The sequence below is a fragment of the Clostridium sp. Marseille-P3244 genome (assembly GCF_900120155.1).
Taxonomy (GTDB): Bacteria; Bacillota; Clostridia; order Lachnospirales; family Lachnospiraceae; genus Mediterraneibacter.
The window spans coordinates 1,686,920-1,702,645 of the sequence record NZ_LT635549.1 but is presented as its reverse complement, the minus strand read 5'-3'; the positions used below and the strand labels follow the sequence as shown (position 1 = coordinate 1,702,645).

The window sequence follows — 15,726 nt, the reverse complement described above, 5'->3', positions numbered from 1 at the left end:
ACATCCGCCTTCCCAGATGAATCTATACACTGATTCTCAGCCGTCTGTATAACCATAATCTCAGTTTTCTTTTACAGCCCTGTATTTTAGATATATATTTCTTATATTCAATCCGGTATTTCTCATCCAGCTTCTCTGCCAGACCCGTCGCACTTTTATCGCTGCTTTTCTTTAGTCTGACAGCAGCCTCTTTGAGCATATACAGATATTTATACTTTATAAGATAGAAGAGGTCCATGTCGCCGGTGCCGGCAAAAAAGTCAGCCATCTGTTCATATGCTTCAAGACCATCATAGGAAAAGACATATTTCCTGGTTCCCATAATGCTGTTTTGTCTCTGAAAATAATAATAATATCTGCCGCTCAGATAAACTACCTTTCTGCATTGATAAAACACCCGGTAGGTGGTAAATTCATCTTCATGAAGTTTTCTCACCGGAAAACGCACCTGCTCAAACAGACTTCTTTTATACAATTTTCCACAGGCAATCACGCTCACAACATGCAGATCTTTATCCAGTATATTTCTTACCGCCTGAAGCCCCGTATATACATGAACTTCTTTGTCCTCAATACGTTTGATCTGGTAATCTGTACAGTCGACTCTCTCTATGCCGCAGACAGCAGCATCCGTTTTTTCTGCCAGGAGTGCCTCATAAAGTTTTTGATACATATCCGGATGAATGTAATCATCTGAATCTACAAACCCAAGATACCTTCCATGGGCAGCTTCAATCCCTGTGTTTCTGGCATCCGAAAGTCCGCCGTTTTCCTTGTGTATGACTGTGATCCTGCTGTCCTTTTGCGCATACTCATCACAGATTTCAGGGCACCTGTCCGGAGAGCCATCATCAACAAGAATAATCTCGATGTTTTTATACGTCTGAGCAGCAACCGACTCTATACATCTCGGAAGATACTTTTCGACTTTATAGACAGGAATAATAATACTGATCAGCTCTTCCATTCGTTTCTCCTTATCATATCTAAACGCTGATATAATAACACAGAATACTTTTCCTTGCAATTTATGCCTGCTTATACTTTTCGGCTCATGCTCGGATTATCGATGTCTTCATTCCCTGCTTATCATCTGTCTCTATCAGGCATTGCCTTCCACAAAGGGAATGTCACATACAAAATAGCAAACAATACTTTTCTTTTTAATGTAATATATGGATTTTTCCTGTATTTTCTCCGATTTTCCCTGATATATGGATACAATTTTTCGCCATAATCGCATTGTTTTCCCGAAGACTGTTTTACAATATCTTTCAGCAGGGACAAATAGTGGTTCATATAATTTGCCTCTAGCTGTCTGTCCAGTTCCTGATCTCCATACATTTTTCCGGTCTCAATAATTTTATGATACGTATCAATGACGCTCATTCGTCGCTGAGTCACTTTTCCGTGAGTTGCGCTCGCTGAATGGATGATATAATGATATTTACAGACAGGATCATAATTCACTGAACGGCAGTGCCATACATACTGCAGGCAAAAGAGGGAATCTTCACATACATACGTATTCTCATCAAATTTCAGCTGATTTTCTAAAATTGTATCCAGCTTAAAAAGTTTATTAGCTGCATATCCTTTGACAAGACTCCCGCCGACTCCGGCTATATCTTTTGCGCACTGCAGACGTCCCATCCTGATCTTTTCTTTCTCTGGCCCATACTGCGGCACATCATTAAGATAATAGCCACAAACAGCCATATCAATATTCTCTTCTTCTTCCATTAACCCGATCAGAACAGAAACCATATCTCTGTCCAGTATATCGTCGCCGTCCACAAAAAGAATATACTTTCCTGATGCATGAAGCAGCCCTGTATTTCTCGCTGCAGAAACACCTCTGTTTTCTGAATGGCGGTAAACCTCCACCCTGTTATCCTCTGAAGCTAACTTAATACAACATTTATAAGAATCATCCTCTGAGCAGTCATCTATCAATATCACCTGGATATTTTGAATCGTTTGATCCAGAACAGACCGGGCACTGCTTTCTATACGATTTTCCAAATTATAGACAGGAATGATAACGCTCACTTCCGCTGTCTTTCTGTTTTCTCCTGCTGGCATTCGCTGATACATCCTTTCCCTCTTTTCTTGGATCTGCTCACATCTTCACATAATATCCTGATTCACGATCATCTGTTCCGGATGGTACGGCAATCTGTACTGTCGCTGAAAAGAATCCGCCTGATATATTTTCAAGCCGGATTCTTTTTGAAAACTATAATACAATATACGCTTGTCCTTTCAATCTGTGCTATCAAATCCTGATTGCTCTGGCCGCCTCTAATCTTTTACTCCGCTCAGTTGCTTATAATTATCAACAATCTTTTCAAAAAACAGATCCTGTGAATATTCTCTCTCCGCCAGTTCCCTGGATGCCCGTGACATCCTGGAAAAGCATTCTTCCTCCGCAGTTTCTGCCAGCTTTTCCGCCAGCGGTTCTTCCTGTCCCGGACGGATCAGATAGCCGTTCTCGCCATCCCGTACGGCAGCGGCCATATCTCCCACATCAGTGGCAATCACCGGCATTCCGTAACTGATTTCTTCCAATACTGCTATCGGAAGACCTTCATTGTAGGAAGGCATCACCGCGATCTGACTTTCCCGAATCAGCTCCGCCTTTTCCTTCCCGCTCTTCCAGCCGCAGAAGCTTACAATATCCTCCAAGCCATTCTCGCGGCAGTATGTCTTCAGCGCAGCTTCTTCCGGCCCTGTCCCGGCTATCGCCAGGCAGAGTTTCCCGAGTTTTCCGTTATGTTTTAATCTGCAGAAGGCCCTCAGCAGAATATCGATCCCTTTCCGCGGAATCAACACTCCCATATACAGCACCTGGCATCTGTCATTATCCCATTTTACCATATCTTCGGGAATCGGAACCGCATTACGGAGGATTACCGCATTTACCGACGGCTCTATTGTTTCCACAACTTTTTTCCAGTGTTCACCCAGAACAAAGAAGGCCCCGCTCTCTCTCAGAAGCGTCCGGATCTTCTCTTTTGTCTGTACATTGACTTCCCCGTACCACTTCTCGAATTCAGATCCGTGCAGATGGATAATATCCTTGATCCCAAACAGTCTGCACAGCCTGTGGATCAGAAATTTTCTGTGAAAACTGCCCTTATAAGACATATGCATATGGACAATATCGGGTCTCCAGAAAACCATAATCACAAGAATCCTGATATACGACAGCATAAAATAAAGCGATTTTATAATCGTATTTCCCGGATAAAATGTCGGGATAAACTTCATTTTTATATTTTTCTTTTCCCAGTCATAAGATCTGATCTGCGAGATCACACTGGTCATCCCGCCTTTATTTGAAGGATGATTCCCACACATCAGTACCCTGATCATTTTCTTTCCTGCCATATCCTGTCCTTTGCCGAAGCCTGCCCTGCTATAATCTGTAGGTTCCTTCCAGAGTACATACCATACGGGTGTCCAGAACTACCTTGCCTCTGAGCAGCTCCATATTCTCCCGGATCTCATCATGTCCCACCATGATCACTACAAGATCAACTTCATCAAGAAATTCTTTCAGGCTGTGCATCTGATTCGGCACAATATCCTTTTTAACAAAAGGATCATAAACTTTTACAAGGTTGCCGCACAGATGTTTTTCCATGGATTCCAGCATCTGCAGAGTCGGCGATTCTCTTGTATCATCCACATTTTCTTTATAGGTGAGCCCGTACAGTCCCACGCGGCTTACATCGGTCATTTCCCGCTCACGCATGATATCATGAACTCTTTCCAAAACGAATTCCGGCATGGAATCATTGATCTTCCTCGCTGCAAGTATGATATTTGCCAGACCCGGATAATCCCCTACCAAAAACCATGGATCCACAGATATACAATGTCCTCCGACTCCGGGACCCGGGCTTAAGATATTGACCCGCGGATGTTTATTGGCTATGCGGATGATCTCATATACATCCATGTTGTCTGACCGGCATATTTTCGCCAGCTCATTCGCATAGGCAATATTGATATCCCGAAACGTATTCTCTACGACCTTTGTCATCTCTGCCGTTCGTATATCTGTCAATACCAGCTCAGCCTTGCAGAATGAAGAATACAGCTCTTTCACCCGCTGGGCAACGGCCGGTTCGTCCGCGCCTATCGTCCTTGCGTTGTTCTTCAGTTCATATAACATATTCCCCGGTATGATCCTCTCAGGAGCATGAGCCAGATGGATATCTTCCCCGGTTTTCAGCCCTCTCTTTGTAATAACCGGGCGGATATACCGATCAATTGTTCCCGGAGAGACCGTTGACTCTATTACGATAACAGCGCCCTTTTCACATACTTCCAGCACGCTTTCCACTGCTTTTACGACATACTCGGCATCCACCTTCTTACTGTCGGCATCATAGGGCGTGGGAACCGAGATAATATAAATATCTGTTTTCTGATATTTATCAGAAAACTTGATGCCCAGGGCAACGGCCTTTTTAAAAAGTTCATCCAGTCCTTCCTCTTTAAAAGTAACTCTTCCATGATTCAGCTCTGCAACGATCGCAGGATTATAATCTGTTCCTACCACCTCAACGCCGTTTGCCGCCAGAATAAGTGCTGTCGGCAGACCGATGTATCCTAATCCTATTACGTTTACCATTTGTATTTCCCTCTTCTCATTTTAGTTTTGAATGTTAATAAAACAAACTTAAGGTTCCCTACGATATATCTCTTCCACATCCTGCCTGGTTCCTGGATAAACCGGTAGAACCATTCAAGACCATGCTCCTGCATCCACCTGGGAGCCCGGCTTGTCACACCTGCGACTACATCAAAGCTGCCTCCCACACCCATAACGAACGGAACATTCATAATATCCAGGTATTTCTTTATCCAGTATTCCTTTTTGGGAGAAGAGAAAGCCACGAACAGTATATCCGGTTTGGCATCTCTGATCTGCTCCGCTATCTCTGTCTCTTCTTCCGGCGAAAAGTAACCATTTCTAATCCCGACAATATTGAGGTTTTTATATTTTCGGCAGAAGATATCCTTTACTTTTTTTACCACATCTTCTTTCGCCCCGAAGAGAAAAATCTTATACCCTTTTGCGTCCGCGAGTTTTACAAGATTTAAAAAAAGATCGATCCCTGTTACCCTTTCTTTTACCGGGATATTCAGCATTTTTGCCGCCCACAAAATCGACGCTCCATCTGCGTTTATAATAGGACACGCATTTACGATCTTTGTAAGATTTTTATCCTTCTGCATCAGATTAACCTTTGACGCATTTATCACCACATGCTGCACGGGCTTCTTTTCACGGATAATTTTCTCTACCTCTTCTATAGTCTCATCCATGGTCAAAGCGTCTACATATGTGTTAAATATAGGAAATCGTTTCTGCCTCATACTCACTTTTAACTTGCTCCCTTTCCTTTCAGGACTACACCAACGGTTTTGAAAAGAATCTTAATATCCTCTTTCAGCGACCAGTTGTCAATATACTCTACATCCATTGCCACAATCTCTTCAAAATCCTTTGTATTGCTCCGTCCACTCACCTGCCAGAGCCCGGTCAGCCCCGGAGTGGCACTGAGTCTTCTCCTGTGATAACCTTTATACTGCCGGAATTCCTCTTCCGTCGGCGGCCGGGTGCCCACCAGACTCATCTCCCCTTTTAATATGTTCCAGAACTGGGGAAGTTCGTCAATGCTCGTCTTTCTGATAAACCGTCCGACTTTTGTAATTCTGGGGTCATGTTCCATCTTAAACATAGGGCCCTTCATCTCATTCTGGGCCATCAGTTCTTTTTTCCTGGCTTCTGCATCCACATACATGGACCGGAATTTGTAAATACGAAAACGCCGTCCGTTCTTTCCTACCCGGACCTGAGAAAAAAACAGCGGGCCAGGTGACTCGATCAGCAGAGGTGGCGCCAGAAAAACAGTCACTACTGCCGTAATCATCAGTCCTACGATCGCCCCTATAATATCCATCACACGTTTAAAAAAGATCTGTTTAAAGGAATGAATTCTCGGACTAAAAGCCACAGCATAATACTTGCCGATCCGCTCGATCTGCCTCTGCGCGGGAAGTTCCAGTTCAAACACATTGATATTTAATTCTACCGTGATTCCCATCACTTCCAGTTCCTGGATGATTTCTTTAATCGGAAGGTCACACTGAGAAGACAGATGGATAAACACTTCATCCACCAGATTTTCCATGACATATCCCATCATATCCTTATAGTCACATACAACAGGGACACCGGCGACCTCATTGACATGATGGTCGCCGGCCAGCACAAATCCCTGAATATTCATATTCCAGGAATTGTTCTCTCTGATATTTTCACAGATATCCAAAGCCTTATCTTCCGTGGTCAAAATCAGGATGTTCCGTGTTCCTATCCCCTTACTGTATACTTTGTTCATATATCTTTTGTACAACTGATGACTGGTATACATGACCACAAGATCAATACAGCAGAAATAACCGTAAACAAGCCTGGAATAATCCTGAGCATCCTGCATAAGGAATGCCGCCATACTCACGGTTCCCCCCATTACAAGAACATTGCGGAAGGACAGAAGAGCCTCCTGCTTCCTTCCGCGTTTAAAAAAATTTCTGTTAGGGTTGAGTACAAAATAAATCAATGTGATTGCCATAAGCAAAACACCGATTCGAAAAATAACAATCCCTTTTGAATAGCCTCCCCACAAGTCACCAAACCGCAGGTAACTGGCAAGGACATAACTGAGGACCACACAGACGCAATCCATGATAAATATAAAAAAGTTCTGTAACTGCATTTGCTTTGCTTCCATGTGTCCAATCCTCTTAGCTTTTAATTATTCAGTATCTTTTCAATACCCTGCATTAATTTAATTCCATAATTTGCGTCTGTCGCCCAGCCTGTACCGTTCGGATTGTGCGGTATACTCAGCCAGCTCACATACGGTGCTTTTCCCCTCAGCCAGTCTCCCCAGCGAGGATCCACACAGGGATTATTGAGAGGCTCACTGTTCGCATAACACTTCAGATGCTGAACATGAGCTCTGATTCCGGTACGTACATCCGGAAAGGAGGCACCTGCCGCGCCGCCTCCCACAGCTCCTAATCCGGCAAAATTAAACTGTTCAATCTTTACGTCCCCGCCAAACTTCAAAAACCCTGTCTCCAGCATAGCCTGGGCAAACGCAACCTCAACCTTTATTCCTTCTGTCTCACATTCCTCATAATAAATCTGACAGAAATCTCTTAAGGTAGAAACACCACCTTTTTCCAGTGCTTCTGCCGGGAATTCGATGGGGGAATTATTTTCATAATAATCAATCAGATCCTGTACTGTTGCGGAACTTTCTCCCGCTATTTCATACTTGGCCTCTGACAGATCCTCGCTTGCAGCTCCCGATGTGCCAAAATAGTAAGTTACACCATCGATAGTCAAAACCTGATCAACTACAAGATGGCCGTTCTCGTCATAATAATACCTCTGGCCTTCTTTGTCCCGCCACTCCGACTGCATCATGGCTCCGCTCGACTTGAAGTAATACCAGTATCCCCCTATCTTCAAACCAAGGTTTGTCACAAGATGGCCGTTCTCGTCATAATAATATTTCTGACCTTCTTTGTCCCGCCACTCCGACTGCATCATGGCTCCGCTCGACTTGAAGTAATACCAGTATCCCCCTATTTTCAAACCAAGGTTTGTCACAAGATGGCCGTTCTCGTCATAATAATACTTCTGACCTTCTTTGTCCCGCCACTCCGACTGCATCATGGCTCCGCTTGTCTTGAAATAATACCAGTATCCGTCTATCTTCAGGCCGATATTCGATACCAGATGACCGTTCTCGTCATAATAATATTTCTGGCTTTCTTTGTCCCGCCACTCCGACTGCATCATGGCTCCGCTTGTCTTGAAATAATACCAGTATCCCCCTATCTTCAGGCCGATATTCGATACCAGATGACCGTTCTCGTCATAATAATACTTCTGGCCTTCTTTGTCCCGCCACTCCGACTGCATCATGGCTCCGCTCGACTTGAAGTAATACCAGTATCCCCCTATCTTCAGGCCGATATTCGATACCAGATGACCGTTCTCGTCATAATAATACTTCTGGCCTTCTTTGTCCCGCCACTCCGACTGCATCATGGCTCCGCTTGTCTTGAAATAATACCAGAAAACATCTATTTTTAATCCTGTATTTTTCACCAGGTGGCCATCTGAATCATAGTAATACCATTCGCCCTGCTTCTGACGCCACTCCTCACACATCATAGCTCCACTCGACTTGAAATAATACCAGTATCCTCCTATTTTCAAGCCAAGATTCGTTACAAGATGTCCTTCTGAATCATAGTAATACCACTCGTCCTGTTTTTCCCTCCACCGGTCATGGTACATAGCTCCTGTAGTCAGATCAAAATAGTACCAGGCATTTCCTATTTTCTTACCGCCATAGACTTTCTGTCCGCCCTCATAATAATATGTATTTCCCGCACTGTCCGTCTCCCAGTAACCTTTGCTCAGCCCCAGATAGTTCGCGATTCCGGTGGCGTCCGCCACGCCAAGTTTCTTAAGGCCCTCATCTGTCTTCAGAAAATTGTTCACATCACTGGCATTTGTAAGAAACGCATGCTCCACAATGATCCCCGGTATATTGTTTTCTTTACAGTAAATCTGTACAGAAAAATAATCGGAGATGGAACCGTCCTCATAAGTTTCCCCCACTGTCGTGTTCTGGGCATAGATCCTTCTCCAGCTCAGTCCCAGATCTGAAAGTTCACTCATGATAGCTTCTGCCAGTTCTTCGCCCTCTGTTGCAAGTTCCGGCCGCCAGCTTGTGTTAGGAATAATCACTTCTGCACCGTTTGCGCTGGCGGCTGTTGCCGCGTTCAGATGAAGGCTTACATAAATCTGAGCTCCCGCCGCTGCTGCCGCTTGAACTCTCTGCCGGATACAGCTCCCCGCACTGGTACAATTGTAGGGACACTCCGCTGTAGTCCTTGTCATATATACAGACACACCGGAATACTGCTCCAGTTCCTCCTTGCAGTATTGGGCGATCTTAAGAGTCAGTACTTCCTCCTTCAATCCGTTTGCCTGAGCGCCGGCATCATTGGCGTCATGTCCCGGATCAAGAGCTACCACGATATCGCCGGAACGTGCCGACCGCGCTTCTGTACTGTCATTCAGGCTGTATGTACTGATCCCGTTTGCCTCAGCCGTCTGAGCACTTACCGTGCTCAGCGCGTCTGCTATACTGTCCTGAGCTTCCGTCACTCCGTTTTCATCAATTGTAACAACAGAAGCCTCCAGTAAGGACTCACCTGTTTCCTGTGATGTTCCGTCAACAGGCTGGAGTTCCTCAATTCCTTCATACGCTTCGTTCACACCGAACTCTGCGGTCACTCCCGTTTCTTCCAGGATGATAGACTTTTCTTCATCACCGTATAAATTCAATGATACTGCATGATATGTACCGGTATATGCATCGCCTGTATATTCTTTTTCAAACAGGTATAAATTTCCTTCCTGCCTGGATAAAGCCCATTCTTCCGTATTTCCGCTTTCATCCGATACAGTAAGAGTAATCTCATCTGTTCCGGTTATCTCCTGATTAAAGGAAAAAACAATCCTCTGAGTACCGGGTGTCTCAAGATATGGGCTTTCGATATAAACAAAATCAATCCCGCCAGTTTCAATATCCTCAATCTCTTCGGCTTCACTACCTTTATCCCGGGAATCTTCTTCTGTCAAAGCTCCATCTGAAATTTCTGGCGTCTCGTCTTCTTCTGTTCTCTCCTCTGTGTCTTCTGACCCAGAGGCCGGTATTTCTGTGTCTGACTCCTGTTTATCAGCATCATTCTGCTCTGGATCTGTCTGTCCTCCCATCGAAGATTCCGTTTTGTCCGTCACTTCTCCGGTATTCCCTTCTTCCGGCAAATTTTCTGAAGTTTCCGCTTCGGCCTGTCCCTGTCCCGTTTTCTGTATTTCACCTGCTTCTATTTCAGCTGCAGATACTGCTCCGGCAGGAATACTTCCTGCAACCATGACGGCAAATAAAAGTCCGGCAATAATTCTCGTAAATTTCTTTTTCATTCTGTCTGCACCTCTTGTCAATCTTCCTGTTTATTCAATCCAAATGTTAAAATGCTACCATTCCGCTGTATCCGTCATAATTGGCTCCATGTGATGTCTGAAGGGGCTGCCCTTCTTCTGTCAGACGGATCCCATCACATCCATATGCCTCGAGATATGTATTGACGATACATCCAATGATCTGGGTTTCTCCCGTAGTTCCCATACTCCGGATCCGGTCACCGGTCGCGGCATTAAAGTCCAAATCTATCTTTTTTTCTCCCTCACTGATACTCAGGCTGAGCAGCTCACAGTCTTCTGTAAGGATCCCGTTTTCAATCAGGGCATTCCAGATATCCCGTTCATTCTGGATCTCCACACTTTTTCCTGTCACTTCCGCAGTCTGGTCATCAACATAATACAATGTAACCGTCCTTGTCTCGGAGGGCTCCTCCGTGGATGCTTCTTCCTCTTCAAGGATTTCCGCTGACTGATCGAACTCATCCGACTCATCTGATTCAGAATCCGACGGCTCTTCCTCCTCTTTCTCGGGATCTTCTGTCTTTATCTCGTCCGGCTCCTCTGTGTCTTTGCCACATCCTGCTAAAAAAATAACCGAAAAACATACCATCACGGCCATACATATCAACAAGCAACGACGTTTTTTCATATGATCCACTCTCCCTTATCATTGATCGCTATCCATACTCCAACATATTAATAATATCAACTAATGCGTATCTTTTCAATGACAAAATTTGACATGTTACTTCCACCTCTTTCGATCATTCTGCCGCAAACAATCACCGGAAGTGCCAAATGGCACATTCCGGGATTGTAAGCGGTCGCCAAGGTCTCGGGCAAGCCCGGACTTTGGCTCGTCGCCAGTACAAACAGAGGGGGTTCCCATACAGCCTGTATTTCGGCTGTCGGGAACCCCCTTCTAAATCACCCGTTTTATACTTTCCGTCCTGTCCTGGTGAAAAACTCTTTCACATCGCCTGCCGCGATAATAGATCCCAGTACGATCACGATCCCACAGATGATACTCTTTAAATCCGGCAAAGTATGCAGAAGTATGATGGAAAAGATAATAGACCACGCGGAATAGGTGATATTCAGTGCCATCGCCTTGGTTGCTCCGATTGTGGAAATAGCCCGGTAATAACATACATAAGACGCTGTACCGAATAACGCGGACAGTAAAATAATCGCGGAAGTCGGCGTAAATGCGATATCAAGGGTAAAGTCCCATCCTCCCAGCACCGTAAGGATGACCACTCCATAAAACACTGCTGAGGTAATCTGCCTGATCTGCAGTGCGTGCTCATCACTGATATTGGGATCCTTCAGTCCGTAGGCACATATGACCGCTTCAGAAGCCCATCCCACGCAGCAGAGCAGTGCGCAGAATATTCCCAGAGTAAAATTCGTCACCACACTCTCCCCCGGAGTATAGCCCAGTACGATCACGCCTCCGATGCTGCATGCCAGACCAACAAGCTGGATCGGGGTCATCTTTTCCTTCAAAAATATGTAGGAGAGCAATGCGCCGAGTGCCGGAAACATGGAGGAAATGATTGCTGTATATGCAGGGCCTATATAATTGATAGCCGCCACATATCCGGACATGCCGATGGGGCCTCCCAGAAGAGCTCCCAAAACGATAAACTTGCCGCTTCTGGTCTTTAATGCACGTATTACATTTTTTAATTGCTTTTTAATGCCCATATAAAGGAGCATCCACAGGGAAGAACAAAAGTCATGAATAAACGTACTCACAAAAGGGGCCAGAAAAACCGCCTGCTCTGTTGATACGAAAGGTGTCATCGCCAGTGCAATCCCCAGAATAACCGTATCAAGTGCCCATAAGATACCTGCTGTTAATCCTGTAATCATATTAATCCTCCAAAACCTTTCTATGAACCTATTACAAATTACAATATGCTTCAAACCTTTTTATATTCTCTTTCAACCGTACGTAACGTTCCTTGGCATACTCCTCCATCATCTCTTTATCGAACGGCACACGCGTCTTTCCCCACAGTGACCAGAGAAAATCGAGATAGATCTCATTTGCGATAAAATTCATTTTTTCATCTCTGTCCGCTTTATGCCCCAGATATGTATCCAAAAGAAAATCCGCTGCTTTTTCATCCATATGGGCCTCGATCGCTACATCTGCCACGTCCCACATTCCTTCATTCATTCCTGCATATTCCCAATCGATCAGATACATCCTGTCTTTTGTCCTGATCCAGTTTTCGCATAAAGGGTCGTTATGGCACGGAACAAGTGGATACTGTCCCTGCATCTTTTTCCTTATAACTGCCACCTTCTCTTTGATATCCTCATAATCCTCAAATAGCGCAACTTCATAAGAGCGGATAAGCTGTTCATACTCTTCTGCCATCCCGAATACATCAAACTCTACTTTCGTGTCTCCTCCGCAGGAATGCAGCTCTCTTAACAGTTCCGCCGCTTTTTTTATATTTTCCCGGCTCCGGAGTGTCTTCGGAGACATCGTTTCTGAATCCTCAATATATTCTGCGATCTTAATTCCTGTCTTTTCATCGAACATAATAAGAGGTGCGTCAATCTTTAACCGACAGGCCAGTTCCGTACTGACTCTCTCATCCTGTCTGTCGATCATTTTTTCGGTACCCTCTCCGGGAAGACGAAAAACATATCTCCCGGAAGTAAGCATAACACAGTACGTATGATTGGTCAGGCCCCCCAGACGTCTGATTTCCCGGATCTCCTGGTCTGCGAAATACTTTTCAGTCAATTCTTTTATCGTTGCCTGATCTTCTTTTAAAACCGGCCTGTTTTCCATCTCTGTTCTCTCCTTATTTTTTATATTCTATCCTGCCGTTTTTGTAAAAATAGATATACTCTCCATCCGGCGTCCGGAAAGTAAATCCTTCAGGTTCTCCCCTCTCCCCGGAAAGAGGAGCCAGATCTGTCAGATCCTGTTCTTTTAAGTTCAGCCGTTCTGCCACGTCTTTCAATATGGGTGATCTTGTGTCTTCCCGGTAACTTTCATCAAAATTTCTCAGTTCGTCCAGAGAGTCAAACTCAAAAATCTGGTTATCGCCATATTTTTTTATATACATTTCCAGTTCTTTGATGTGTTCCATATAAATTTTTTCCCAGAGCTTGCCTTTTGTCTCCGGCCTGTCATATTCATCCAGCAGGATCTCCGTAAATTTTCTGCTGAATTCTTCTGTCCAGAAGGTATGCCCCAGCATCACCCAGGCGTCTTTCCCTCCGATCCTGACATCTGTGATACGCCCCTTCTCATCTGTATCCATACACCACTCCTCTGTGCTGCCATGGACATAGACCGAAGCATAATAGCAGTTATCCACTTCTTTTTCAAATGGATTTATTATGAAATAATTATCCGAAGAACAAATATATGAATTCTTGAGATAATCTCTGGCCACATACAGACTGCCATTATTATTTCTTGTCAGATAATCGTCATTGTCGATCAGGATCACGCCGGATTTTTCTTTCAGATAGTAAAAACATTCCTTTTTATATCCTGCAACAATAACGATCTCATCGATACCGGCCTCCCTCAGCTGCCTGATCTGCCGCTCGATCAGCACCTCCCCTTTTACGGTCATCAGTCCTTTTGGCTTTTCATAGGAAAGAGGAGCAAATCTGCTGGACATACCGGCCGCCATTATGATCGCGTTGTCTGCCTGATATTTCATTGCTCTCTTCCTCCCATCTCTTTTATCTCCTGCCGCGCGTACCGGAAGTATTCTTTTGCGTATCTGTACTGTCTCAGAGAATACTCTCCAAATTCAACGCCCAGCATTCTTTTGTACTCGCACCAGTTGCTCCACAGCAGCCCGCAGATGGCAATATAACAGTATATTTTTGCTTTTACTGCCTTACAGCAGCCGTTCTCAAAATAGAATCCGATCAGTTTATCCACCCATTCTTTATCATACAGTGCATAAACCGCGAACATCGCGATATCCACATGGACATCCTGCATTCCGGCGTATTCCCAGTCGATCAGATACGTATCTTCCCCTGCATACAGGAAATTGTCCGGGACTGCGTCGATATGGGTCAGCGCCCAGGTCTTAGGCTGCCTATCCACATATTCTTTTAGAAGATATACATTCTTCTTTGTCTCCTCATGATCCACATACACGGATTTCGCTCCATTCCACAGGGATTCATACCATTCCATCTGTCTGAACAGATCAAAAGTGTGCTCCACCTGCAGCTTCCGTTCATGGAAGCCCCTCAGATAATCCATTGCTCTTTTTACGTCTTTTTCGTTCTGAGGATCACAGACTCTGGCGTTCTCCAGATAAGCGGTCATTTTATAACCGGCAGCCGGATCCATATAAATGACCGGATCGCATATTCCCTTTCCTTTCAGTTCCTGATAAGTCTTATACTCATTTTTCCGGTTGATCATCTGATCTGTTCCCTCGCCCGGGATCCTCATGATATATCTTTTCCCTTTGCAGGAAAACAGGAAAGACCGGTTGGTCATACCCTTTTTTAAAAGTGTGATCTCCTGGATGTCATCCAGCCCACAGTCCAGTTCCTCCTGAATAATTTTCAGGATACCGGCTTCCAGGTGCAGGGAATCGTGATCCAGATCTTTTAGTTCCTCCAGAGTATTGATCTCCCGCACTTTGTCTTTCGACACTTCCCTGGGCCTTATAAACATTTTTGTCTCATCCAGCAGAGCTTCTTCCCAGAACATCTCCTTGCTCCTTCTCTGTCGGATAAGATCCTTCATTTTCTCCCTGAGATATTCCGCGTCACTTTTGAGAATATATGAAATACCGATCATCTGATTACCTGTCTCATCACCTCTGATACACACCAGTTCTTTTTTTCTGTTTACTCTCACGGTGCTCTCCGCGCTTTCCGCGTCTGTGACCATGTACCAGGAATACATTTCTTTTTCTGAGAACGGATTTTCCATACACCATATATCACATGGAATGATATAAGTATTTCCGATCTTATCTGCCACTTTATTCAGGGAAAACAGATTATTCTTTGTCTTATAATCCTCATTGAAAACTAACCGGACGCCATATTTATCTATCAGATATTCGTACTGCTCCTTCATAAATCCCACAACAATGTAGATCTCCCGGATCCCTGCTTCATGAAGCTGCCTGATCACTCTTTCGATCAGGCGTTCTTTATGGACCTCCAGCAGTCCCTTGGGAACCTCCAGATTTACCGGGATCATACGCATGCCGAATCCGGCAGCCAGAATGATCGCGTTTTGAGGCTTTTTGTCCCGGATCTCATCCTTCGCTTTCTGCGTTAGCTGCTTATCCCTGTTCAAATATCCGAGCTCTTCCAGCCTTCTGAGAGAACTGTTTATCTTACCCAGCGAATACCCCGTACTCTCTGCCAGTTCTCTCTGTGTGGAATACTGTATGTCTGAAAGGATTTTTATCAAATCCAATTCTTGTATGTTCATGTACTTCTATTTTCTCCTTTTTATGAACTTACATGTATACTAACACGCCTCGCTGCGTTTTGCAAGCCGTTTTATAAAAAATTTGTTTATGAAAAACTCCCTTCTAAGTAACAAGTTTTCTTGTTTCACTTGTCTGCTTAAAAGGGAGCGTCCCGGTTTCACGTAG

12 protein-coding genes are annotated in these 15,726 nt (G+C 44.5%); all 12 read right to left on the bottom strand.

The annotated features are described in order from the left end of the window. Positions 1 to 22: 22 nt before the first annotated feature. The gene (locus BQ7367_RS09970; RefSeq protein ID WP_072525297.1) at positions 23 to 967 is read right to left on the bottom strand and encodes a glycosyltransferase family 2 protein; all 945 of its coding nucleotides are present in this window, start codon (positions 965 to 967) and stop codon (positions 23 to 25) included. Between the two features lie 122 nt (positions 968 to 1,089). Then, a complete protein-coding gene (locus BQ7367_RS09965; RefSeq protein ID WP_159431649.1) occupies positions 1,090 to 2,085 on the bottom strand; it encodes a glycosyltransferase family 2 protein in 996 nt (331 codons plus the stop codon). A gap of 219 nt (positions 2,086 to 2,304) precedes the next feature. Continuing rightward, complete coding sequence (locus BQ7367_RS09960) at positions 2,305 to 3,393, bottom strand: glycosyltransferase family 4 protein (RefSeq protein ID WP_083588919.1); 1,089 nt, start codon at positions 3,391 to 3,393, stop codon at positions 2,305 to 2,307. A 28-nt stretch (positions 3,394 to 3,421) separates the two neighbouring features. Beyond that, a complete protein-coding gene (locus BQ7367_RS09955; protein WP_072525295.1) occupies positions 3,422 to 4,645 on the bottom strand; it encodes a nucleotide sugar dehydrogenase in 1,224 nt (407 codons plus the stop codon). Next, the gene (locus BQ7367_RS09950; protein ID WP_072525294.1) at positions 4,639 to 5,394 is read right to left on the bottom strand and encodes a WecB/TagA/CpsF family glycosyltransferase; all 756 of its coding nucleotides are present in this window, start codon (positions 5,392 to 5,394) and stop codon (positions 4,639 to 4,641) included. Before BQ7367_RS09950 ends, BQ7367_RS09955 begins: the two co-directional genes overlap by 7 nt. Before the next feature lie 8 nt (positions 5,395 to 5,402). Then, entirely contained in the window at positions 5,403 to 6,815 is a 1,413-nt protein-coding gene (locus tag BQ7367_RS09945) for a sugar transferase (RefSeq protein WP_072525293.1), read from the bottom strand. 20 nt (positions 6,816 to 6,835) lie between these two features. Continuing rightward, a complete protein-coding gene (locus BQ7367_RS14840; RefSeq protein ID WP_072525292.1) occupies positions 6,836 to 10,099 on the bottom strand; it encodes an N-acetylmuramoyl-L-alanine amidase in 3,264 nt (1,087 codons plus the stop codon). A gap of 46 nt (positions 10,100 to 10,145) precedes the next feature. Beyond that, on the bottom strand, positions 10,146 to 10,748 hold the full coding sequence (locus tag BQ7367_RS09935; RefSeq protein ID WP_072525291.1) for a GerMN domain-containing protein: 603 nt from the start codon (positions 10,746 to 10,748) through the stop codon (positions 10,146 to 10,148). Positions 10,749 to 11,035: 287 nt separating this feature from the next. Continuing rightward, positions 11,036 to 11,977 (bottom strand): DMT family transporter, encoded by a 942-nt coding sequence (locus BQ7367_RS09930; RefSeq protein ID WP_072525290.1) that lies wholly within the window; start codon positions 11,975 to 11,977, stop codon positions 11,036 to 11,038. A 31-nt stretch (positions 11,978 to 12,008) separates the two neighbouring features. Further along, the gene (locus tag BQ7367_RS09925; RefSeq protein WP_072525289.1) at positions 12,009 to 12,914 is read right to left on the bottom strand and encodes a choline/ethanolamine kinase family protein; all 906 of its coding nucleotides are present in this window, start codon (positions 12,912 to 12,914) and stop codon (positions 12,009 to 12,011) included. A 13-nt stretch (positions 12,915 to 12,927) separates the two neighbouring features. Continuing rightward, positions 12,928 to 13,803 (bottom strand): NTP transferase domain-containing protein, encoded by an 876-nt coding sequence (locus BQ7367_RS09920; RefSeq protein WP_072525288.1) that lies wholly within the window; start codon positions 13,801 to 13,803, stop codon positions 12,928 to 12,930. Further along, a complete protein-coding gene (locus BQ7367_RS09915; RefSeq protein WP_072525287.1) occupies positions 13,800 to 15,560 on the bottom strand; it encodes an NTP transferase domain-containing protein in 1,761 nt (586 codons plus the stop codon). The genes BQ7367_RS09920 and BQ7367_RS09915 overlap by 4 nt, the downstream gene beginning before the upstream one ends. Positions 15,561 to 15,726: the final 166 nt, after the last annotated feature.

What these genes read in the sequence shown, in the direction of transcription:
- BQ7367_RS09925 (WP_072525289.1), bottom strand. Translation starts at nt 12,914, where the DNA reads ATGGAAAACAGGCCGGTTTTAAAAGAAGATCAGGCAACGATAAAAGAA.
- BQ7367_RS09965 (WP_159431649.1), bottom strand. Translation starts at nt 2,085, where the DNA reads ATGCCAGCAGGAGAAAACAGAAAGACAGCGGAAGTGAGCGTTATCATT.
- BQ7367_RS09945 (WP_072525293.1), bottom strand. Translation starts at nt 6,815, where the DNA reads ATGGAAGCAAAGCAAATGCAGTTACAGAACTTTTTTATATTTATCATG.
- BQ7367_RS09970 (WP_072525297.1), bottom strand. Translation starts at nt 967, where the DNA reads ATGGAAGAGCTGATCAGTATTATTATTCCTGTCTATAAAGTCGAAAAG.
- BQ7367_RS09915 (WP_072525287.1), bottom strand. Translation starts at nt 15,560, where the DNA reads ATGAACATACAAGAATTGGATTTGATAAAAATCCTTTCAGACATACAG.
- BQ7367_RS09930 (WP_072525290.1), bottom strand. Translation starts at nt 11,977, where the DNA reads ATGATTACAGGATTAACAGCAGGTATCTTATGGGCACTTGATACGGTT.
- BQ7367_RS09955 (WP_072525295.1), bottom strand. Translation starts at nt 4,645, where the DNA reads ATGGTAAACGTAATAGGATTAGGATACATCGGTCTGCCGACAGCACTT.
- BQ7367_RS09950 (WP_072525294.1), bottom strand. Translation starts at nt 5,394, where the DNA reads ATGAGGCAGAAACGATTTCCTATATTTAACACATATGTAGACGCTTTG.
- BQ7367_RS09920 (WP_072525288.1), bottom strand. Translation starts at nt 13,803, where the DNA reads ATGAAATATCAGGCAGACAACGCGATCATAATGGCGGCCGGTATGTCC.
- BQ7367_RS09935 (WP_072525291.1), bottom strand. Translation starts at nt 10,748, where the DNA reads ATGAAAAAACGTCGTTGCTTGTTGATATGTATGGCCGTGATGGTATGT.
- BQ7367_RS09960 (WP_083588919.1), bottom strand. Translation starts at nt 3,393, where the DNA reads ATGGCAGGAAAGAAAATGATCAGGGTACTGATGTGTGGGAATCATCCT.
- BQ7367_RS14840 (WP_072525292.1), bottom strand. Translation starts at nt 10,099, where the DNA reads ATGAAAAAGAAATTTACGAGAATTATTGCCGGACTTTTATTTGCCGTC.